The 20,058-nt window shown below is 66.5% G+C and carries 20 protein-coding genes; 9 read left to right on the forward strand and 11 right to left on the reverse strand.

What is annotated here, in order from left to right; all coding sequences use genetic code 11:
- Positions 1–142 precede the first annotated feature (142 nt).
- The 3 genes from AC1DOM_RS11245 to AC1DOM_RS11255 all read right to left on the reverse strand — a co-directional run bounded on the left by AC1DOM_RS11245 (position 143) and on the right by AC1DOM_RS11255 (position 2,118).
- A complete protein-coding gene (locus AC1DOM_RS11245; RefSeq protein WP_498963280.1) occupies positions 143–421 on the reverse strand; it encodes a hypothetical protein in 279 nt (92 codons plus the stop codon).
- 88 nt (positions 422–509) lie between these two features.
- Entirely contained in the window at positions 510–755 is a 246-nt protein-coding gene (locus AC1DOM_RS11250; protein WP_498963282.1) for a hypothetical protein, read from the reverse strand.
- A 160-nt stretch (positions 756–915) separates the two neighbouring features.
- Positions 916–2,118, reverse strand: coding sequence for a low temperature requirement protein A (locus AC1DOM_RS11255; RefSeq protein WP_498963284.1), 1,203 nt, complete (start codon positions 2,116–2,118; stop codon positions 916–918).
- Positions 2,119–2,219: 101 nt separating this feature from the next.
- Here AC1DOM_RS11255 and AC1DOM_RS11260 point away from each other — a divergent pair, with 101 nt between their 5' ends.
- From AC1DOM_RS11260 to AC1DOM_RS11270, 3 genes are all read left to right on the forward strand, one after another.
- Complete coding sequence (locus AC1DOM_RS11260; RefSeq protein ID WP_498963286.1) at positions 2,220–3,071, forward strand: NAD-dependent protein deacetylase; 852 nt, start codon at positions 2,220–2,222, stop codon at positions 3,069–3,071.
- Between the two features lie 99 nt (positions 3,072–3,170).
- Positions 3,171–3,560, forward strand: coding sequence for a BlaI/MecI/CopY family transcriptional regulator (locus AC1DOM_RS11265; RefSeq protein WP_498963288.1), 390 nt, complete (start codon positions 3,171–3,173; stop codon positions 3,558–3,560).
- Complete coding sequence (locus AC1DOM_RS11270) at positions 3,553–5,523, forward strand: M56 family metallopeptidase (protein ID WP_498963290.1); 1,971 nt, start codon at positions 3,553–3,555, stop codon at positions 5,521–5,523. Before AC1DOM_RS11265 ends, AC1DOM_RS11270 begins: the two co-directional genes overlap by 8 nt.
- Positions 5,524–5,604: 81 nt before the next feature.
- Here AC1DOM_RS11270 and AC1DOM_RS11275 read toward each other — a convergent pair whose 3' ends face one another.
- Both AC1DOM_RS11275 and AC1DOM_RS11280 read right to left on the reverse strand, forming a co-directional pair.
- On the reverse strand, positions 5,605–6,924 hold the full coding sequence (locus AC1DOM_RS11275; protein WP_498963292.1) for a DEAD/DEAH box helicase: 1,320 nt from the start codon (positions 6,922–6,924) through the stop codon (positions 5,605–5,607).
- A gap of 307 nt (positions 6,925–7,231) precedes the next feature.
- On the reverse strand, positions 7,232–8,326 hold the full coding sequence (locus tag AC1DOM_RS11280) for a right-handed parallel beta-helix repeat-containing protein (protein WP_498963293.1): 1,095 nt from the start codon (positions 8,324–8,326) through the stop codon (positions 7,232–7,234).
- Between the two features lie 447 nt (positions 8,327–8,773).
- Between AC1DOM_RS11280 and AC1DOM_RS11285 the strand changes: the two genes are divergently transcribed.
- Entirely contained in the window at positions 8,774–9,892 is a 1,119-nt protein-coding gene (locus AC1DOM_RS11285) for an MBL fold metallo-hydrolase (RefSeq protein WP_498963295.1), read from the forward strand.
- Positions 9,892–10,755, forward strand: a complete 864-nt coding sequence (gene xth / locus AC1DOM_RS11290) for an exodeoxyribonuclease III (protein WP_498963297.1) — start codon at positions 9,892–9,894, stop codon at positions 10,753–10,755. The genes AC1DOM_RS11285 and xth overlap by 1 nt, the downstream gene beginning before the upstream one ends.
- Before the next feature lie 35 nt (positions 10,756–10,790).
- Here the strand turns inward: xth and AC1DOM_RS11295 are convergent, their stop codons facing one another.
- Entirely contained in the window at positions 10,791–11,231 is a 441-nt protein-coding gene (locus AC1DOM_RS11295) for a hypothetical protein (RefSeq protein ID WP_498963299.1), read from the reverse strand.
- 165 nt (positions 11,232–11,396) lie between these two features.
- Here AC1DOM_RS11295 and AC1DOM_RS11300 point away from each other — a divergent pair, with 165 nt between their 5' ends.
- Together AC1DOM_RS11300 and AC1DOM_RS11305 are read left to right on the forward strand one after the other, a co-directional pair.
- A complete protein-coding gene (locus AC1DOM_RS11300) occupies positions 11,397–11,834 on the forward strand; it encodes a response regulator (RefSeq protein ID WP_498963301.1) in 438 nt (145 codons plus the stop codon).
- 8 nt (positions 11,835–11,842) lie between these two features.
- Positions 11,843–12,331 carry an NUDIX hydrolase gene (locus tag AC1DOM_RS11305; protein WP_498963303.1) on the forward strand — a complete coding sequence of 163 codons (489 nt, stop codon included), beginning with the start codon at positions 11,843–11,845 and terminating at the stop codon, positions 12,329–12,331.
- Here AC1DOM_RS11305 and AC1DOM_RS11310 read toward each other — a convergent pair.
- Positions 12,294–13,304, reverse strand: a complete 1,011-nt coding sequence (locus AC1DOM_RS11310; protein WP_498963305.1) for an alpha/beta hydrolase — start codon at positions 13,302–13,304, stop codon at positions 12,294–12,296. The genes AC1DOM_RS11305 and AC1DOM_RS11310 overlap by 38 nt on opposite strands.
- Positions 13,305–13,315: 11 nt before the next feature.
- On the reverse strand, positions 13,316–13,582 hold the full coding sequence (locus tag AC1DOM_RS11315) for a DksA/TraR family C4-type zinc finger protein (protein WP_498963307.1): 267 nt from the start codon (positions 13,580–13,582) through the stop codon (positions 13,316–13,318).
- Positions 13,583–13,711: 129 nt separating this feature from the next.
- On the opposite strand from AC1DOM_RS11315, the gene AC1DOM_RS11320 reads away from it, so the two are divergent.
- Together AC1DOM_RS11320 and AC1DOM_RS11325 are read left to right on the forward strand one after the other, a co-directional pair.
- Positions 13,712–14,188, forward strand: a complete 477-nt coding sequence (locus AC1DOM_RS11320; protein WP_498963309.1) for a VOC family protein — start codon at positions 13,712–13,714, stop codon at positions 14,186–14,188.
- A 138-nt stretch (positions 14,189–14,326) separates the two neighbouring features.
- Positions 14,327–16,414: a TonB-dependent receptor plug domain-containing protein gene (locus AC1DOM_RS11325; protein ID WP_498963311.1), complete on the forward strand. Its 2,088-nt coding sequence runs from the start codon at positions 14,327–14,329 to the stop codon at positions 16,412–16,414.
- 15 nt (positions 16,415–16,429) lie between these two features.
- Here the strand turns inward: AC1DOM_RS11325 and AC1DOM_RS11330 are convergent, their stop codons facing one another.
- The 3 genes from AC1DOM_RS11330 to AC1DOM_RS11340 form a co-directional block, all read right to left on the reverse strand.
- Positions 16,430–16,807 (reverse strand): YciI family protein, encoded by a 378-nt coding sequence (locus AC1DOM_RS11330; protein ID WP_498963313.1) that lies wholly within the window; start codon positions 16,805–16,807, stop codon positions 16,430–16,432.
- Between the two features lie 110 nt (positions 16,808–16,917).
- On the reverse strand, positions 16,918–18,318 hold the full coding sequence (locus AC1DOM_RS11335; protein ID WP_498963315.1) for a pyridoxal phosphate-dependent decarboxylase family protein: 1,401 nt from the start codon (positions 18,316–18,318) through the stop codon (positions 16,918–16,920).
- Positions 18,315–20,006, reverse strand: coding sequence for a cation:proton antiporter domain-containing protein (locus AC1DOM_RS11340; RefSeq protein WP_498963317.1), 1,692 nt, complete (start codon positions 20,004–20,006; stop codon positions 18,315–18,317). The genes AC1DOM_RS11335 and AC1DOM_RS11340 overlap by 4 nt, the downstream gene beginning before the upstream one ends.
- Positions 20,007–20,058 lie beyond the last annotated feature (52 nt).

Here is a 20,058-nt window from a genome sequence, read left to right on the forward strand (position 1 = left end):
GCGGACTCCTTAGTTGGGGGTTACGCCAAGGACGACGAACGGGGGCGAGGCGGATCGACAGGGATTCGGAAAATAGCGCGCAAAAAAAGACGGCGGCCTTTCGGCCGCCGTCCCGGTGTCGCTTGTTGCCTTGCCGACCCGATTAGTGGGTCGCCGGGGCGCCAGCGGCGTCGGCAGCCGTCGAAGCGGCGGCCGGAGCGGCGGCGGTCGACGCGGCCGGGGCCGTCATCGAAGCGGCCGGCATCGCCGTCGCCGGCATCGCCGGGGTCATCGGCGCAGCCGGGGCGGCCATGGTGGCCGGGGCAGCGACGGTGGCCGAAGCGGCCGGGGTGGCTTCTTCGTTCTTCTTGCAGCCAACCAGGGCCACGGCGATCAGCGCGCCACAGGCCAGGGCGAGCTTGGTCTTCGTTTCGTTACGCATGGAGTCCTCCTCGTCCGGGCACTTCGCCCGAGGGTCAATCTTGCAGGAATACGGGATCTGTCGTGATGTTCGCGTTGTCCCCCGCGGGTCATGGCCGCTTCCACCCATGTCCGGCCATGCAAGCGTCGAACCCATCCTCGCGCGGTTTACCGGCATCGAGGTCGCGGGTCTTCGCATCGCAATCGGCCTGCGCGGTGTCGAAGGGCGTGGCGCCTTCGCCGGTCCAGCCGCGCTGATGAGCGCAACCGCAGGCGAGGGACGCAACGACCAGGGACGACAACACACGCAAGCGCATCGGCGGACACAAGGTAAGCGGCCGGCGCGCATCCTGCATGAAACCGCGCGCATTTGTAATCCCCCTCCCCCCACTATTTCGTCCCTTGCGCCCCTTTGGCACGAAAATCGCGTCGAATCGCATGCATTCGACCCGTCCGGCGGCGCGTTCGACCGGCCGGATCGACCCGACCGGCGCAGCAATTGCGCAATCCGGGCCCTCATTGACCCGGCAGGTGTTCGGTCCCCACGACCTCGCGCACCGCCAGCGACTCCCAGATCGCCACCACCAACAACGCGCCGTTCGCAAGCACGGCCAGGTGCAGCGGCGACAGCAGGTGCGCCGCCGTCGGCCATGCGAGCACGGCGAGCAGCGCCAGGCCGACCAGGTGCGAGAGCGGCGGTGCCCGGCGGTCGTTGGTGATCCATTTGAACGACGCGTTGCCGACCAGGTAGAGGATCGGCCCGCCGAGCACGATCGCCAGGCCGAGCGAGCCTCCCTCCTGCGGATGCGCGATCACCAGTTCGTCCGCGACCGCGCACGCGATGATTCCGCCGACGATCAGCACGTGCACGTAGGTGTAGGCCGAGCGCGCTTCGCGGCCGGGATCGTCCGCGCGTTCGATGCGTTTGGTCGCGCGCTTGGCGCCGGTGTCGAAGTAGATCCACCACAACAGGATCGTGCCGAGCACTGCGTTGGCGAAACCGATGGAGGTGTCCAGGTGCCAGTCGCGCGAGGCGAAGGTCATGCCGGTGACGAGCAGCGATTCGCCCAGCGCGATGATGATGAACAACGCGCAGCGTTCGGCCAGGTGCGCGCCTTCGACATCCCAATCCTCGATCGTCGAGCGGCCCAGGCCCGGCACCCAGAAATACGAAATCGGCGCGAGCGATTCGATCGCCAGCGCGAGCGCCCACCACCCCAGGCGTGCATCGTGCGTGGTCATCGCACCGGCGATCCAGCACGCCGAAAACACGATCGTCCACACCAGCAGGCGTTGGAAGTTGCGCCGGCGATGCAGCGGCTCGGCGCGCACGGCCCACAGGAAGAACAGCGTGCGTCCGATCTGCAAGGCGGTGTAGGACAGCGCGAACAACACGCCGTGCGCGTCGAAGGCTTTCGGGATCGCAATCGAAATCCCGAGCCCCGCGAGCATCAGGGCCAGCAACGCCACGCGCACGGGAATGCGCTCCGGATCGAGCCAGTTGGTGACCCACGAGGTGTCGATCCACACCCACCACACGCCGAGCAGCAGCAAACCGACGTGCATCAGGCCGGTGAGCGAGAGATCGCCGACGAGCGTGTGGGACAGCTGGGTGACCGCGAAGACGAAGACGAGGTCGAAAAACAGCTCGACCATCCCCACCTTGCCGCTGTCGGCGGCGTCGCGCGAGCGCAACAGGGACGGACGGCGTTGGCGCATGCGGCGGGCTCGCGGTCGGGAGGCCGTCGATCATGCCGGAGCACGCGTGGCGGGCACGCTCACGGCACGCGCGCGACAATCCTTTCGAACCCGAGGTCCCCATGACATCCGACGCCCACGCCCTCGCCGATTGGCTGCACGCGCATCCGCGCGTGTTCGTGCTGACGGGCGCCGGGTGCAGCACCGCGTCGGGCATCCCCGACTATCGCGATCGCAACGGCGCTTGGAAGCGGAAGCCGCCGGTCACGTACCAGGCCTTCCTCAACGAGCCCGCCACGCGTGCGCGCTACTGGGCGCGCAGCCATGCGGGCTGGCCGATGGTCGCGCGCGCGCGGCCCAACGCCGCGCATCGCGCGCTGGCGGCGCTCGAACATGCCGGCCGCGTCGCGCGGCTGGTCACGCAGAACGTCGACGGATTGCATCAGCGCGCCGGCAGCCGCGCGGTCATCGATCTGCACGGGCGCATCGATGCCGTGCGTTGCCTGGCGTGCGGCGCCTTGTCGTCGCGCGAGGCGGTGCAGGCGCAGCTGGCCGCGCGCAATCCCGAATGGACGCACGCCGTCGAAGCCGCGATCGCACCCGACGGCGATGCGGACCTGGATGCGATCGATACGACGACCTTCGTCGCGCCGCACTGCGATACGTGCGAAGGCTTGCTGAAACCCGACGTCGTGTTCTTCGGCGAGAACGTGCCGCGCGATCGCGTCTTCGACGCGCAGGCGGCCTTGCAGGCGAGCGACGCGATGCTCGTCGTCGGTTCGTCGCTGATGGTCTATTCGGGTTACCGGTTCGCCGTGCGGGCCCGCGAAGCTGGTTTGCAGCTGGCGATCCTCACATCGGGCACGACCCGCGCCGATGGCATCGCGACGCTCAAGCTCGACGCCGACAGTGGAGAAACTCTCGGCAACGCCTTGAATCTGTTGGGAATCGAGAGCGGCGGCGTCGCCGCCTAGCCCGATCCGCCCCATGACTTCCTTCATAGACAAAGTGTTCTAGACAACTCGGTCTAGGCGGCGTAGCGTGCCCACATCGCCCCAAGCACGCCCCTCCCGATGACCGACCGCAAGCCCACCGCCGCCGAACTCGACCTGCTCAACACGCTCTGGCGCATCGGTCCTGCGACCGTCAAGGACGTGCACCAGGCGATGCAGGACGAAAAGCCCAACGTCACCTACGCCAACGTGCTGCGCCTGGCGCAGGTCATGCACGGCAAGGGCTTGCTGGTGCGCGACGAAACGCAGCGCTCGCACGTCTACGCCGCGGCGCAGGCGCAGGACGCACTGCAGACGCACCTGCTCACCGACTTCATCCAGAAAGCCTTCGCAGGCTCCGGAAAGGGACTGGTGCTGGCCGCATTGAACGCCCACGTCTCCGACGCCGAGCGCGACGAGATCCGCAAGTTGCTGGACGCCACCCAGGACGAGGGAACGCGCGATGCATGACTTCATCGATCGACTGATTCCCGCGATCGGCCAGGCGCTCGTCGATTTTACCTGGCAAGGCGCGCTGATCGGCGCGTTCGCTGCAGTGTTGTTGCGCGGTGCGCGGCAATCGAAACCGCAGGTGCGTTACGCGATCGCGTGCCTGTCCCTGCTCGCGTGTGCGCTGGTTCCGCTCATCAGCGTGTTGCGGACGCTGCTGGATTCCACGCCGGAAACACTTGGCTTCACGGCGCAGGTTTCCGACGGCACCGTCCTCACCATCGGCGGCGACAACGCACCGATCGATTGGCAAACGCGCCTGGCCACGATGCAACCGATGATCGTCGCGCTGTGGGCCGCGGGCGCGAGCGTGTTCTGCCTGCGCACGCTGTTCGGCGTTGCCTGGGTGCAGCGCATGCGTCTTTCGCCGCAACCGCCGTTGCAGGCGCGCTGGCAGGCGACGCTCGATGCGCTCGCACTGCGATTCCACCTGCGCGGCGTTGCGCTGCGCCTGGTCGAGTCGCTGGACTCGCCGGTCGTCGCGGGATTCTGGCGCCCGGTCGTGTTGCTGCCGATGTCGGTTGCGCTGCGCATGCCCGCCGACCTCGTCGAAGCGCTGCTCGCGCATGAACTCGCACACGTGCGTCGCCACGACTATCTCGTGAACCTGCTGCAGCGCGCGGCCGAAGCGCTGTTGTTCTTCCATCCCGTCACGTGGTGGCTCTCGCATCGCATTCGCGTCGAACGCGAAGTCGTCGCCGATGCGATCGCCGCAGACGTCATCGGCGACGGGCGCCGCCTCGCGGTCGCGCTCGCCACGCTGTCGGACCTGCACGCCACGCGTCCCGCCCTGCCCCACCTCGCGCATGCCGCCCACGGAGGCCTCCTGATGTCCCGCATCCAGCAATTGCTTCGCCCGCAACCGCGTCATCGCCTGCCCGCCGGGCGGGTCGCGCTTCCCGTGATCGGCATCGCCGTCGCGTGCATCGCCTTCTATGCGCAGGCGCAGATCGGGCAGCAGGCGCCCGCTGCCGCGCCCGCGGCCCATGCCGCGCCGGTGGCTGCACCCGTTGCAGTGGCCCCGGTGGCGCCGGCCGATGCCGCCGACGCGGCAGAGCCGGCCGAACCCGCGGATGCCCCGGAAGCCGCGGAGCCGGCCGAAGCGGCGGAACCTGCGGAGGCCCCGGAAGCCGCGGAGGCGCCCGAGCCGGTCGCGCAAATGCACAAATACGGCCACGACGCCAACGCGTGGGCCCTGGTTCGCAAGGGACGCGATGGGTATTCGATGTCCGGCTCGACCGACGACATGGACGACATCGCCGCCGCCAGGCGCAGCCTGCAGCGGGACTTCATCTGGTTCCGCCGCGATGGCAAGGCCTACGTGATCGACGACCCGTCGATCGTCGGCCGCGCCCAGGCCGCGTGGAAGGACAGCGAGGCGCTCGGCACGCGCATGTCCGCGCTCGGCGACCAGATGGATGTGCACGGCAAGAAGATGGAAGCGCTCGGCGCGCAGATGGAAAAACTGTCGAAGACGCACATGCCCTCGCCCGAAATGATGGCGGCGCAGGAGCGCGTGGCGGCGCTGGGTCAACAGCAGATGGAACTCGCCGGCCGCCAGCAGTTGCTTGCGATGAAGCAACGCAAGGCCGATACCGACGCCGAAAGCGAAGCGCTCGACAAGCAGATGGACGAGCTGAGCCGCCAGATGGACACCATCGGCAACCAGATGGAAGCGCAGAGCAAGGTCATGGAGCGTGAGTCGCAGAAGCTCGAACGCAACCAGGCACCGATGGAGCGCATCAGCGCGCAGATGGAAGAAGCCTCCAAGCCGATGGACACCCTGGGCAAGCAGATGGGCGAACTCGGCAAGCAGCAGGAGAAGCTCGCCAAGAAGGCCGAGAAGGACTTGGACGAGTTGATCGGCGAGGCGATGCAGAAAGGTTTGGCCAAGCCAGCGCCCTTCTCGCGTTCTACCCAATAACTCGCACGGCCTTCCCACGGGGCAAAAAAAAAACGCCAGCCGCGAGGCTGGCGTTTTCCTTTTTTTCAGGCAGAGCGTGGATCAGGCGCGCGAATCGCGACGCCCACCCGGCTTGCCGGCCGCACTGCGATGCTGCTTCGGACCGGCATGCGCGTGACGCGGCTGCGCCGTCGCCGGCTTGCCGTGCGGACGATGGCCGCGCTGCGGACGCTGCGTCGGCTTGCCCGCGTTGAACGGCGCCGCATCCAGGCGGATCGGACGGCTCGGCTCGAAGCCGCGCACCGGGTCCATCTGGATCTCGGCTTTCAACATGCGCTGGATCTGGCGCAGCAAACCGCCTTCGTCCGGCGACACCAGCGAGAGCGCTTCGCCCGTCGCACCGTTGCGACCAGTGCGGCCGATGCGGTGCACGTAGTCCTCGGCGACCATCGGCAGGTCGTGGTTGATCACCAGCGGCAGGTTCGGGATATCGAGTCCGCGCGCGGCGACGTCGGTGGCCACCAGCACGCGGGCCTTGCCCGACTTGAACTCGTTCAGGGCACGCTGGCGCGCGGCCTGGCTCTTGTTGCCGTGGATCGCGACCGCCGACAGGCCGGCCGCCACGAGCTGTTCGGCCAGGCGGTTGCAGCCGTGCTTGGTCTTGCCGAACACCAGCACCTGCTCGGTGTGGCGCTTGGCGAGGATGTCGATCAGCAGGTCGCGCTTGCGCGCGCCGTCGACCGGATGGGCGCGGTGCACGATCGTTTCGGCGATCGTGTTCTGCGCCGCCACCTGCACCTGCTGCGGCGACTTCATGAACTCCAGCGCCAGCTGCTTGATGTTGGACTCGAACGTGGCCGAGAACAGCAGCGTCTGGCGGGTGGCCGGAACGCGTGCGAGGACGCGCTTGATGGCCGGCAGGAAGCCCATGTCGAGCATGCGGTCGGCTTCGTCCAGGACGAGCAGTTCGACCGCATCGAGCTTGGCGGTGCCGCGCTCCAGGTGGTCGAGCAGGCGGCCCGGGCACGCGACGAGGATGTCCACGCCGCGGCGGAAGGCATCGATCTGCGGCTGCATGCCGGCGCCGCCGTACAGCGTGGTCACGTTGAGGCGCAGGTGGCGGCCGTAGGCCTTGATGCTGTCGCCGACCTGCACCGCGAGTTCGCGGGTGGGGACGAGGATCAGCGCGCGCGGCTTGCGCGGGCCGGTGGAAGCGGCGGGCTTGCCTTCGGAAAGGCGATGCAGCAGCGGCAGGCCGAACGCGGCCGTCTTGCCGGTACCGGTCTGCGCGCCACCGAGCACGTCCTGGCCGCTGAGGACCAGCGGAATCGCTTCGGCCTGGATCGGCGTGGGGGTGGTGTAGCCGTTGTCGGCGAGCGCGCGCAGCAGCGCGGGCGAAAGCCCGAGGGTTTCGAACGTCATTTGGAGCTCCGATGTGAAGCACGCCGCGCATGGCGGCGTGCACTCGAAGCTTTCCCTGATACCGCGCTGTCGAGTCAGTTTTGTGCGCCCCGGCAGGTAGCCGGCGCGTGTCGCGCGACGAAAGAGGTACGGAGTTGGGTCCGCCAAGATGGGACCCGGGGGCCGGGAAAACGCTACGGCCGTGCGCGAGCGGGGCGAACCTTAACACGGTCCGGCGCCCAAATCAGGCCCGGGACCCAAAAAAAACGGCGCCCCGGAGGGCGCCGCTTCAGAAACCCGGTTCTGATGCCGGGCGTTCGATACCGGTTTACTGGTACTTGTTGGTGCCGATGGTGCGCGAGTACGAGCTCTTCCAGAGGATGTCGCGCTCGACCTTGCTGGACCAACCGGTCAGCGTGAAGGGCGTGCGGCTGCGGGCGCCCAGTCGCGTGTAGTTCTGGTACGACAGGTTGCCGCTGTGGGTCACGCCCGAGGTGCCGGTGTTGTAGACCACGCCGGTCGCCGAGTTGTAGCGGATCGTGTTGTTCGTGACCTTCAGGCTGCTGATGCCCGTCGTGCTCATGCCCAGGCTGCCGTTGCGTTCCATGGTGCACCCGGTGATGGTGATGCCCGAGGACCGCTTCCACATGTTGATGCCGTACTTGTTGTTGTTGTTCATGCGGCAGTTCTGGATCAGCACGCTGGAGCACGTACCACCTTCGTCCGGCTCGATGTCGATGCCGCACTCGGGCGAGGTGCCCTTGGTGTAGCTGAATTCCGAGTCGTAGACCTTGATGTTGCGGCAGTGCGTGAGCGACAGGCCCTGGCGACGATTGTTGGTCGAGATGATGTTCGCGATGACCACGTCGTTCGCGCTGCCGCCGATGCAGACGCCATCGCCGGTGCACTTGGACACGCGCAGGTCGCGAATCGTCACGCGGGTGACGCCGCCACCGATGGAGATGCCGTGGCCCCATTCGCTGGTGCCCGAACCGTAGTGGTGCGTGTCGCGGTCGCCGACGAGCTGGCCGCCGGAGACTTCGACGTCCGAGCCGCCGCTGATCAGGATCAGGTAGTGGCGCGACAGCGAGGAGGTCTTCGCCTTGAGGATCGCACCGGAGGAAAGCTTCAGGTGCATCTTGCTGCGCAGGCGGATCTTCTTCGACGTATCGATCATGTACGTGCCGGCCGGGATCGTGACCGTGCCGCCGGTGGTGGGCAGCGAGTTGATCGCGGCCTGGATGGCCGAGGTGTCGTCGTGGCTGCCGTTGCCCACGGCGCCGTAGTCCTTGACGCTACGGACCGCGCTGCCGCGCGAACGGCTCGGGGGAGTCGTCAGGGCAAAGGCCGGCATCGACACGCCGCCGATGACCAGCGGAGCGGCGAGGACGAGCGAGTTGCGGAGAAATTCGCGACGAGGCATTCCTGCCTCGCGCACATCGTGCACGAGATTCGTGTTGTTCAAGGTCTGAGCCCCTTTCGTTGGCGGGTCGACAATTGCGCCCAATGAGCAGCTGGTCGACCAAGACAATGGAAGTGAAGAGAAATACGAGACCAATCACGCTGGAGCGTCGTTGTGTTTGTCGACGTCTCGTGATGGCGTGGACGGACTGTACACGTCGAGCGTTTCGTTTCACCCCCTCATCACCCATCCAAACACGATCTGCGCATTCACGTTGTTAGCGGTTCAGACGAATGACGAAGACAACGCATGAATGCGATTTCGATTAACACGCAGATAACGTTTGACCGCATTTTTTACGGCTTTTTTCCAAGAAATCTGTGCGCTGCAACATCCATGCCGTCGCTGCTTGCTGCTCAGTTCGTCCGTCGCGTACCGCAGAGCGCACAACGCAGCGCGCATGCCCTCATGCGCGAAGACGGCCGCAACGCACGCACGCCGACGTTCGTTCGTAAAGTCTGCCACCCCATCCCGCGCGAGCCCCCCGTGCGCATCCATCGTCTCAACTGCATCAGCACGCGCCCGTTCGGCGGGCGACTCATCGATGGCACCACGCACGGCGTGCTCACGCGCGGACGTTGCGTCAGCCATTGCCTGGTCGTGGAGACCGGTGAAGGCCTGTTGCTCGTCGATACGGGCCTGGGCATGGGCGATGTCATGGATCCCGAACGTCGCCTCTCGCCCGCCGCACGCAGGCTCTTCGCGCCCGAGCTGCGCGCCGAGATGACCGCCGTGCGCCAGATCGAAGCGATGGGCTTCCGCGCCGACGACGTGCGCGACATCGTGCTCACGCACCTGGATTTCGACCAGGCCGGCGGCCTCGACGACTTCCCGCACGCCCGCGTCCATGTCTTCGAGAAGGAAGTGGAGTACGCCACCGCGCAGGCGAGCTGGCGCGCGAAGCAGCGGTATCGGCCGATGCAATGGTCCACGCGCCCGCGCTGGATCCAGTACGACGCGTTGTCCGAAGCCCCGTGGAAAGGCATGCCTTGCGTGCGCGACCTCGTCGGCCTGCCGCCGGATGTCATCGTCATGCTGCCCTTGCAGGGCCACACGCCCGGGCATGCGGGCGTGGCGATCAGCGCGGAGAACGGCTGGCACCTGCACTGCGGCGATGCGTACGCCGACTCGCGGGAGATGAATGTCGATCCGCACAGCCGCCTGGGCATGCAGCTGTACGAGAAGCTCACCACCACCGACCCCGCGGCCTTCGCGCAAACGCAGCAACGCCTGCGCGCGATGCGCTACAAGCATCCCGACGTGATCCTCAATTGCGCGAAGGACCCGCGCGAATTCGAGCGCCTCGCAGGACGCGCCGCGCACTTGCCGGCAGATCCCATCACGCCCCTGGCGCGCGATCCGTACGTCGAGAAGATCGTCCGCAAGCGCGCGGGCCCCGCGCTCCAGGAACCGACGCCCACGCGGGCGCCGACGGGACTGGAAGTGGTCCACCACGATCCCACGACATTCGATCTGGAACCCTTTGCGGCCCCGCGCGGGAACGCGCCTCCGCAACCGAGTTCCTGATGGCGGCACGCAAGGACGCAAGCCTTCGCATCGCGACGTTCAACGTCAACGGCATCCGCTCGCGCCTGCCGCACTTGCTGCGCTGGCTGGAAAAGGAATCCCCGGACATCGCGTGCCTGCAGGAATTGAAGGCCGCCGACGAAGGCTTTCCGATCGACGCGATCCGCGACGCCGGCTACGGCGCACTGTGGCTCGGGCAGCGCTCGTGGAACGGCGTGGCGATCCTCTCGCGCGGCGGCGACCCCATCGAAAGCCGCCGCGGTTTGCCCGGCATGCGCGAGGACACGCACAGCCGCTATATCGAAGCGGCCGCGCACGGCGTCATCGTGGGCTGTCTCTATCTGCCGAACGGCAATCCCCGGCCGGGCCCGAAGTTCGACTACAAATTGCAATGGTTCGATCGCTTCATCGAACACGCGCAGGCCTTGTTCGACAGCAAGCATCCGGTGGTGCTCGCCGGCGATTACAACGTCGTGCCCACCGACGCGCTCGACATCTACGACCCGACGCACTGGCGCAAGGATGCGCTGCTGCAACCGGAGAGCCGCGAACGTTACGAAGCCCTGCTCGCGCAAGGCTGGACCGACGCGCTGCGCACGCTGTATCCGGAAGAGAAGATCTTCACGTTCTGGGATTACTTCCGGAACCACTGGCCGCGCAACGCGGGCCTGCGGATCGATCACCTGCTGCTGAACAGCGAACTCGCGCCGCGCCTGAAGGCCGCCGGCGTCGATCGTTGGGTGCGCGACCTGGAAGGCGCGAGCGATCACGCGCCGACGTGGATCGAGCTCGGTGCGAAGAAGGTCGTGAAAAAGGTCGTGAAGAAGGTCGCGACGAAGAAAGTCGCCAAGCGCAAGGCGTAACCCTCCCCCGCTCCGCGCAAGGGAGGGCAATTCCGCTATTTGAAATTGAGCTCACGCAGAAGTTCGTCGCCCAACAACGTACGCATCACCACGCGCTTGCCCGAGGCTTCATCCGCCTGCCGCACGTTCAACTTCGTCACCTTTTCCTGGATCGGCTGCATCTTCTTGTCCATGCCGTCGAGCATGGCCATGTTCGGATACGTCACGACCAGGTACAGGTCCGCTTCCTGCGGGTTGTGCGCCTGCGCGCCGTACACGTGGTAGTCCAGGACATAGCCGGCCTTCTTGGCCTCTTCCATCACCGGCCGCCAGTTCTTGCTCAGGTAGTCCATGTAGTTCTCGAACTGCCCGTCCACCACCTTGATGGCGGAGACGTTGGTGACCGTGCCCTCGGTATAGGCGCTGTCCTGCGCGAAGGCGGGAACTGCGACGAGCGACAACAGCATGGCGAAAAGCCACGCGACCTGGCGTTTCATGTGTTTCTCCTGTGGTGCACGCAAACCCCTGACGCAGCACTCAACGCGGGCAAGCGGCCGTATCGGACACAGGCGAACTCAGCCGTCGGCCAACAGCCGCTTCATCGGGATTTCACCGTGGAGGCCGGAACGTCGGCCGCAGCCTGCCGCCCCCGGACCCCATCGATGATCAGCGCCGCCGACATCCTTTCCGCCCGCATCCTCGTCGTCGACGACGACCTCGATGCCTTGCGCACGCTGCAACAGGTGTTGACCAGCGCCGGTTACACGTCGGTGGCCTGCACCACCGATCCGCATGCCGTGCCCGAACTGCATCGCGAACAGGATTTCGACGCGATCCTGCTCGACGTGCTGATGCCCGGCATGGATGGTTTCGAAGTGATGGAAGCGCTCAAGCCATGCGAGCGCGACGGCTACCTGCCCGTCCTCGCACTCACGGCCGAATCGGGCCATCGCACCCAGGCCTTGCGCTACGGCGCGAAGGATTTCCTGCGCAAGCCCTTCGATCCGGAGGAATTGCTGCTGCGCGTACGCAACCTGGTCGAGGTACGCCTGCTCTACAAGGAACGTCGCATCGCCACGGTGATGCCCGCGGCCGCCTGACCGGCGCGATGCCCGAAACCAGCTGCGGAATCTTGCTGTGGCGTCGCGACGACGACGCCGTGCGCGTGTTGCTGACGCATCCGGGCGGCCCCTTCTTCCGCAATCGCGACGAGGGCGCGTGGACGATCCCGAAAGGGAAACCCGAAGGCGACGAGATGCAGCAGGCCACGGCGCTGCGCGAATTCGAGGAAGAACTCGGATCACCGCTGCACGGCGCGCTGCATCCACTCGGGCAGATCACCCAGCGCGGCGGCAAGCGCGTACACGCCTTCGCGGTCGAAGGCGATTTCGATGTGACGCAATTGCGCAGCAACACCTTCGAAATCGAGTGGCCGCCCCGCAGCGGCCGCGTGCAAACCTGGCCGGAAGTCGATCGCGCCGCTTGGCTGACCTTCGATCAAGCGCGCATCAAGCTGCTGCCTTCGCAATGCGCGTTCCTCGACCGCCTGGACGCCGCACTCAGGGAAGGGATGCCAGGAACTGTTCCGCCCGCCTGAGCGCTTCGCTGCCTTCGGGAGTGTCCAGGTCGAACTGATACTCGTGCGGCAACACCGGCTTGTGGTCCGCCGGCCAGAACAGCGCGTCGACATGCACGCCCTGCGCGCGCAACGCATCGGCGAGCAGATAGGAATGCGCCTGCAGCGGATCGGCGTTGCCCACCGAAACGAACGCGGGCGGGAAGTCCTTCGTCACGAACCGCGCGACCGAGTACGTGGCCATGCGCGGGTTATTCCAGAAATCCTTGCGCCCCATGTAGGCCCACATCACCGAGCGGATGAACCACGGCGGCTTGCCGCCGGCTGCCGTGCGCGTCAGCGCCGCGTCGAACGGGCCGCAGAACAGCAGCACGCCGACGATGCGCGCAGGCTCGACGACGGGTTGGATGCCCATCTCGCGCGCGTACTCCGGCGAGGTACTGAGGTTGGCCAGTTGCGCCGCGATCTGCGCACCCGCCGAATCGCCGCCGAGCACGAAGCGATCGCGCCCCATGCCATAGCGCGGCGCATTGGTCGACAACCATTGCAGTGCGCGATTGGCCTGTTCCACCGGCACCGGGTAACGCGCCTCGGGCGCGCGCGTGTATTCGATGCTCGCCACGCCGTAGCCTTTCGAGGCGAGGATGCGTGCGTAATTGGCGACCTCCGACTTGCGGCCGGCGACGAAGCCGCCGCCGTGGATCCAGACGATGGTCGTGCGCGGCGGTTTGCCGGCGGGAACGAACAGGTCGAGCCTGGCGTCGGGATCGCGCTCGTCGTATCCGACGTCGCGCATTTCGTTGATGCCCGAAGTGGGCACGTGCTTTTCGAGCTTGCGCGCCGTTTGCGCGCCGCCGTAGTCGAACACCGCGCGGATCGCGAGCGCCGAAGGCCACGGCGAGAGCCACGACCAGGCCACCAGCGCGAGGAGCACGCACAGCCAGATCAACAGCGTTGCCTTCACTCCCCTGCGCTTGCGTGCCTCCCTGGCCATCGACTTCCCCTTCAGCGCAGTTGACTGTCCTTGCTTCCGCGGCGGTTGTAGCCGCTGAAGGCCTGCTCTTCCTCGTCTGCCGCTTCCTGGCAGGGCACGCACAGGCGCACGCCGGGCACGGCTTCGCGCCGCGCGTCGGGAATGCGTGCGCCGCATTCTTCGCAATGTTCCAGCGACGGCCCTTTCGGCATGCGATCGCGCACGCGCTGGACGCCGTCCTTCACGGTGGCATCGATCTGGTCGTTGACGGCGTTGTCGCCCGCCCACCCGGTGGCCATGCACCGCTCCTTCAATCGCAAGGGACGCAAGAGAATACGCGCGGACAAATGAATGCAACGCGCCCGTGATCGCCGCGTAACGACCGCCCGTGCAAATTCACGCCTCCCCCACCCGACGGAGCCCCCGCCATGGCAGTTCCCTACATGCCCTCCGGTTATCACTCGCTGACCCCTTCGGTCGTCGTCGACGATGCGAACAAGGCGATGGACTTCTACAAGAACGCCTTCGGCGCGAAGGAAACCTATCGCCTGCCGATGGGCGACAAGGTCGCGCACGCGGAAATGGACATCGACGGCTCGCGCTTCATGCTCTCCGACGAATTCCCCGAATGGGGCGCGCTGTCGCCCAAGTCGCGCGGCGGTGCCACCGGCGGCATGCTCATCTATGTCAAGGATGCCGATGCGGCGATCGACAAGGCCGTCAAGGCCGGCGCCACCGTCGTGCAGCCTCCCGAGGATCAATTCTGGGGCGACCGCATGGGCACGGTGGTCGATCCCTTCGGCCACAAGTGGATGCTCGGCACGCACAAGGAAGAAGTGCCGAAGGAAGAAATGGAACGGCGCGGCAAGGCGTGGCTGGAAGACATGAAGCAACGCACGAACTGAAAAGCACCATGACTTACGACACGGTCGCGTCGATCGCTTAAACCAAACCGCACGACGCCTCATCCATCTCCGGGACCGATGGCACGGTGCGCCGTGCCCTCGGTATTGCACTCTTTCGCAATTGTCCGGGGGTTTGAGATGCGTCGTTCCGATCGCCTGCGTGGCGCACTGTTATGCGCGGCCCTGTTGCCGCTCTCCATCGCCGATGCGCTCGCGCAGGAGGCCGCCGCGCCGCCGGACAAGCCCACCATCGAAAACGCCGCGCGCACCTACACGCCGGACGACTTCAAGCGCTTCGCGCCCAACAACGCGCTGGACATGCTGGAACAGGTGCCCGGCTTCGTCATCCGCACGCAGGTGGTCGAACGCGGCCTGGGCCAGGCCACCGGCAACGTGTTGATCAACGGGCAGCGCATCTCGGCGAAGTCGAACGATGTGCTCAGCCAGTTGGGCCGCATTCCTTCGGGCAACGTCGTGCGCATCGAGATCGTCGACGGCGCGACGCTCGACATCCCCGGCCTCTCCGGCCAGGTCGCCAACGTCGTCACCAAGGCCGCCGGCATCAGCGGCCAATGGGAATGGCGCCCCGACGTGCGGCGCGATTTCACCAATCCGCAGCTCACGCGCGGCAATGTCTCGGTCAGCGGCGCCGCGGGGCGCATGGACTGGACGGTCGGCTTCACCAACAACGCCAACCACAGCGGCGCCGGCGGCCCCACGGTGATCTACAACGCCGATGGCACGGTGCGCGAAAACCGCAACGACGAATGGACCGGCGAGAGCGATGCGCCGACGCTCAGCACACAATTGGCGTGGACCACCGAAAGCGGCGGCAAGGGCAACTTCAACGGACGCTACCAGCGCCTGATCTTCGATTACGTCGAAAACGGCATCCGCGTCGGCGACCCCACCGTGCCCGACCGCTTCCGCACCGTGCTCGAGGACGAAGGCGGCTACAACTGGGAACTGGGCGGCGACTACGAGTTCAAGCTCGGTCCGGGGCGCCTGAAGTTGATCGGCCTGGATCGCTACACGCACGATCCGCTGGTCGACACGGTGTTCGACGACTATCTCGATGGCGACATCACGCCCACCGATGGCGCGCGCTTCCGCCGCATCGGCAACGAAACCGAACGGATCGCGCGCAGCGAATATCGCTGGAAGGGCTTCGGCGGCGATTTGCAGGTGTCGGGCGAATACGCGTTCAACAAACTGGAAAGCGCGTCGACGCTGTCGCTGGCCAGCGGCACCGACGATTTCGTCATCGTGCCGCTGCCCAACGGCACGGCCACGGTGCAGGAAGACCGCTACGAGCTCATGACCAGCTACGGCCGCGAACTTACGCCCGACCTGCAGCTGCAGGTGAACCTCGGCGGCGAGTACTCGCGTCTCGAGCAAGTCGGCGCAGGCGGCCTGACGCGCACCTTCCGCCGCCCCAAGGGCCTGGTGTCCTTCGCGTGGAAGCAGTCCGAAAACATGGACTGGAACTTCAAGCTCGAACGCCGCGTGGGCCAGCTGAATTTCTACGACTTCATCGCTTCGGTGAACCTCACCAACGACCAGGCCAACGCCGGCAACCCCGACCTGGTCCCGCCGCAGACCTGGGAGTTGTCGGCCGAAGGCAACCGCAAGCTCGGCGCATGGGGCACCACGACGTTGCGCGTGTACGGGCAGCGCATCGACGACATCGTCGATACGATCCCGATCGGCGTGGATGGCGAAAGCCCGGGCAATCTCGAAGAAGCCACGCTTTACGGCTTCGAGTGGAAAGGCACGATCAACATGGATCCGCTCGGTTGGAAGGGCGCGAAGTTCGATGTGACCTGGCAGATGGAACACAGCAGCGTGCAAGATCCGCTGACGTTCGAAGACCGCCCGATCAGCAACAACCTCGCCGAACTCGCTTCCATCGCGCTGCGCCACGACATCCCGAACACCGACTGGGCCTGGGGCGGCGCGATCGATTACTCCTACTACGAACTCGACTACCGCCTCACCGAAGTCGGCCGCCAGTGGGAAGGCCCGATCTGGGGCAACCTGTTCGTCGAACGCAAGAACCTCCTCGGCATGACCATCCGCCTGCAGGCGAGCAACCTCGGCGATGCGATGTCGATGTGGGACCGCACGGTGTACGTCGATCGCCGTACGGGCCCCATCGATTTCCACGAGATGCGCAATCGGACGATCGGTCCGATCTACAGCATCACGTTCAGCGGGAAGTTTTGAAGCCGGCGGGACGTTTCAAGCCGCCGCCTGCTTCCCGCAATCGGCGTCCATGTCCTCGATCTGGCGCACCTCGCACTCGACGTTCCATTCGTCGCCGTGCACTTCGAGGAAACGCTCGGTCAACTTGATGGCTTCGGCCATCGAGTCGGCCTTGAGGATGGCGAAGCCGCCGATCACTTCGCGCGTTTCGGTGAACGGGCCATCGGTGCGGCTGAGCTTGCCGTGGTTGTTGCGCAGGCGGACGCCTTCGGCCGTGGGGCGCAGGCCGGCCGTATCCAGCAGCACGCCCTTGGCCATGAACTCCTCGATGAGCTTGCCCATCTCGGCCATCAGGCGCTCGCTGGGGACCTGGCCATTGTTTTCCTGCACGCGGACGGTGGAAAAGAAACGCATGGTGGAACTCCTCGTTGGGGTGGGATGGAAAGGACGGCTCCAGGGGAAGGCCTGCCCGTTTCATCCCATTCGACGAATGGGGAGGACGCGGATCGACACGCGCCCCGAAATTATTTTTCGCCCCGCACCCGGCGCCAGACCTCAAGGATCGCCGCGGCGCTCCGGGCGGAGTCGTCGGCCGTCGTGGCCCAGTTGGAAACCGAGATGCGCATGGCGCCCCGGCCCTGCCAGGTGGTCCCGGCGAGCCAGCAGGTGCCTTCCTCCTGCACGCCGGCGATCACGCGCCGGGTGAGCTCGTCGTCATCGCCGAAGCGCACCAGCACCTGGTTGAGGACCACGTCGGTCAGGATCTGCACGCCCGCTTCGGGTGCGAGGGCCGCGGCCATCTCGGCCGCACGGGCACACAAGCCATCGACCAGTTGCGCGATGCCTTCGCGCCCCAGCGCACGCAGGTTCGCGTAGACCGGCACGCCGCGCGCGCGGCGGGAGAAGTCGGGGACCCAGTCGACGGCGTCGCGTTCGGGGCCCTTCGTCTGCACCAGGTAGGCGGCCGCCGTCGTCATCGCCGCACGATGGTCCTCGCGCGATTTCACCAGCGCCACGCCGCAGTCGTAGGGCACGTTGAGCCATTTGTGCGCATCGGTGGCCCAGGAATCGGCGAGTTCCACCCCATCGACCAGCGCGCGCGTCGCGTCGTTCGCACTTGCGCGCGCCCATAGACCGAACGCGCCGTCGATGTGCAGCCATGCACCATGCGCGTTGCAGAGCGCGCCGATTTCGCGCAGGGGATCGAACGCGCCGGTGTTCACGTTGCCCGCCTGCGCGCAAACGATGGTCGGGCCTTCCAGCGTGGCCAGCACCGCACGCAATGCCTCAGGTTCCATGCGGCCCTGCGCATCGGACGGAATGCGCCGGATGCAGCGCGTGCCCAGGCCGAGATAGCGCAACGCGACATCGATGGTGATGTGCGATTCGGCGGAGGCCACGACGTTGATGCGGGGCGCACCCTGCAGGCCATCGGCTTCGACATCCCAGCCCACGCGCCGCAACACGCCGTGGCGCGCGGCGGCCAGGCACGTGACGTTCGCCATCTGGCAGCCGGTGACGAAACCCACGCCGCAATCGCGCGGCAGGTCGAACACGTCCAGCAACCATTCGCCCGCGACTTCCTCGACGACCGAGACCAGGGGCGAGATCACGTAGATGCCGGCGTTCTGGTCCCACGTCGATACGAGCCAATCGGCCGCGAGCGACACCGGCGTCGACCCGCCGATCACGAACCCGAAGTAGCGCGGCGAATTGCAGGCCACCGCGCCGCGGGGCGCCTGCGATGCGAGCAGGTCGAGCACGGCTTCCGGCGCTTCGCCTTCGATGGACAACGGCGCGCGCAATGCGGCCATCAGTTCGTCGCGGCTTGCGGTGGAACCGACGCGGCGTTCGGGCAACGCGTGGAGATAGTCGAGCGCGTGCGCGTGGGCGCGCGCGAGCAGATCGTCGTAGGGCGCGGTCATGTCCGGTTTGCCTCGATCACGTAGTCGCTCATTCCGTCGGCCAGTTCGACTTCCCCGAGGAACACCTTGCCCGCCGCATGTTCCTGCGCGAGCAAAGCGGCCTCTTCGGCGTTGTGGCTGCGCACGATGATGTCGATGTTCGGATTCAATGTTCGCGCGACTTCCGACATTTGCCGCACGCTGAAAGTATCTGGCGTCGCGACGATCAGCCAGCGCGCCCCGGTGATGTGCGCCTGCACGAGGGTCGCCGCTTCGGAGGCATCGCCCGAGACGGCCGCGAACCCCTGTTCGCGCAGTTGCTCCACGCGCTCGCGGTTCTGCTCGGCGACGACGACCGGAATCCCGCCCGCGGTCAATTGCTGCGCGATGCGCTTGCCCACGCGACCGTAGCCGACGAGGACCGCATGGCCGGAGAGGTATTTGGCGTCCGTGGTCATCGGGAGCGCGGCCATCGGGTCGGCCGGTTGTTCCAGACGCCGCGCGAGGGCCGAGCGTTTGCGGATCGCCTTCTGCAGCGGCTCGATCGCGGCGAACAGCAGCGGATTGAGCGCGATCGAAATGATGGCGCCGGCGAGGACCAGGCTGTTGCCTTCCTTCGGCAACACGCCGAGCGACACGCCCAGACCCGCGAGGATGAAGGAGAACTCGCCGATCTGCGCCAGGCTCGCCGATACGGTCAGGGCCGTGTTGAGCGGATAGCGCAGCAACAACACCAACAGCGCCGCGGCGAGGGTCTTGCCGAACACGATGATCGCCACCACCGCCAGCACGCGCAGCGGTTCCTGCACGATCACCATCGGGTCGAACAACATGCCGACCGAGACGAAGAACAACACCGCGAAGGCATCGCGCAGCGGCAGCGACTCCTCGGCCGCGCGATGCGAGAACTCCGATTCGCGCAGCACCATGCCCGCGAAGAACGCGCCGAGCGCGAAGGACACGCCGAACAATTCCGCCGCACCGAACGCGATGCCCACCGCGCACGCCACCACCGCAAGCGTGAACAGTTCGCGCGAGCCGGTCTGCGCCACCCACCACAACATGCGCGGCAGCACTTTGCGGCCGGCGACCAGCATCACCACGAGGAAGGCGGTGACCTTCAACAACGTGATGCCCAGCGCGAGCCACAGGTTGGCGCCGCCTTCGGGTGTCGCCGTGCCGCCTAGCGCGCCGGCAATCGGCGGCAACAGGACAAGCACCAGCACCATCGCGAGGTCTTCGACGACGAGCCAACCCACCGCGATGCGGCCGTTCATCGAATCCAGGACGCCGCGCGCCTCCAGCGCGCGCAGCAACACCACCGTGCTGGCCACCGACAGGGCGAGCCCGAAAATGATCGCCGCGCCCCAGGACCAACCCCATTGATGCGCGACCAGCGCGCCCAGGCCCGTCGCCGCCGCGATCTGCAGCACCGCGCCGGGCAGTGCGACCTTGCGCACGTCGAGCAGGTCCTGCAACGAGAAATGCAGGCCGACGCCGAACATCAGCAGCATCACGCCGATTTCGGCGAGTTCGGCCGCAAGGCCCGTGTCGGCGACGAATCCCGGCGTGAAGGGCCCGATCAGCACACCCGCAAGCAAGTAACCCACCAACGCCGGCAAGCGCAGGCGCGCGGCGATGAAACCGAGGATCAACGCCGCGCCGAACGCGGTGGCCAGGGTCGAGATGAGTGTCAGGCCATGGGGCATCGTGCAGGGGATCCTCGGTTCACGCGCGACTCACGCAGGCTAAGACTCTACA

This window comes from Lysobacter sp. P5_B12 (assembly GCF_056400425.1).

Coding starts and splice junctions, on each gene's coding strand:
- AC1DOM_RS11250 (WP_498963282.1), bottom strand. CDS start 755: ATGCAGGATGCGCGCCGGCCGCTTACCTTGTGTCCGCCGATGCGCTTG.
- AC1DOM_RS11335 (WP_498963315.1), bottom strand. CDS start 18,318: ATGACCGCGCCCTACGACGATCTGCTCGCGCGCGCCCACGCGCACGCG.
- AC1DOM_RS11255 (WP_498963284.1), bottom strand. CDS start 2,118: ATGCGCCAACGCCGTCCGTCCCTGTTGCGCTCGCGCGACGCCGCCGAC.
- AC1DOM_RS11275 (WP_498963292.1), bottom strand. CDS start 6,924: ATGACGTTCGAAACCCTCGGGCTTTCGCCCGCGCTGCTGCGCGCGCTC.
- xth (WP_498963297.1), top strand. CDS start 9,892: ATGGCGGCACGCAAGGACGCAAGCCTTCGCATCGCGACGTTCAACGTC.
- AC1DOM_RS11270 (WP_498963290.1), top strand. CDS start 3,553: ATGCATGACTTCATCGATCGACTGATTCCCGCGATCGGCCAGGCGCTC.
- AC1DOM_RS11325 (WP_498963311.1), top strand. CDS start 14,327: ATGCGTCGTTCCGATCGCCTGCGTGGCGCACTGTTATGCGCGGCCCTG.
- AC1DOM_RS11315 (WP_498963307.1), bottom strand. CDS start 13,582: ATGGCCACCGGGTGGGCGGGCGACAACGCCGTCAACGACCAGATCGAT.
- AC1DOM_RS11300 (WP_498963301.1), top strand. CDS start 11,397: ATGATCAGCGCCGCCGACATCCTTTCCGCCCGCATCCTCGTCGTCGAC.
- AC1DOM_RS11330 (WP_498963313.1), bottom strand. CDS start 16,807: ATGCGTTTCTTTTCCACCGTCCGCGTGCAGGAAAACAATGGCCAGGTC.
- AC1DOM_RS11295 (WP_498963299.1), bottom strand. CDS start 11,231: ATGAAACGCCAGGTCGCGTGGCTTTTCGCCATGCTGTTGTCGCTCGTC.
- AC1DOM_RS11265 (WP_498963288.1), top strand. CDS start 3,171: ATGACCGACCGCAAGCCCACCGCCGCCGAACTCGACCTGCTCAACACG.
- AC1DOM_RS11245 (WP_498963280.1), bottom strand. CDS start 421: ATGCGTAACGAAACGAAGACCAAGCTCGCCCTGGCCTGTGGCGCGCTG.
- AC1DOM_RS11340 (WP_498963317.1), bottom strand. CDS start 20,006: ATGCCCCATGGCCTGACACTCATCTCGACCCTGGCCACCGCGTTCGGC.
- AC1DOM_RS11305 (WP_498963303.1), top strand. CDS start 11,843: ATGCCCGAAACCAGCTGCGGAATCTTGCTGTGGCGTCGCGACGACGAC.
- AC1DOM_RS11310 (WP_498963305.1), bottom strand. CDS start 13,304: ATGGCCAGGGAGGCACGCAAGCGCAGGGGAGTGAAGGCAACGCTGTTG.
- AC1DOM_RS11285 (WP_498963295.1), top strand. CDS start 8,774: ATGCGCGAAGACGGCCGCAACGCACGCACGCCGACGTTCGTTCGTAAA.
- AC1DOM_RS11260 (WP_498963286.1), top strand. CDS start 2,220: ATGACATCCGACGCCCACGCCCTCGCCGATTGGCTGCACGCGCATCCG.
- AC1DOM_RS11320 (WP_498963309.1), top strand. CDS start 13,712: ATGGCAGTTCCCTACATGCCCTCCGGTTATCACTCGCTGACCCCTTCG.
- AC1DOM_RS11280 (WP_498963293.1), bottom strand. CDS start 8,326: ATGCCTCGTCGCGAATTTCTCCGCAACTCGCTCGTCCTCGCCGCTCCG.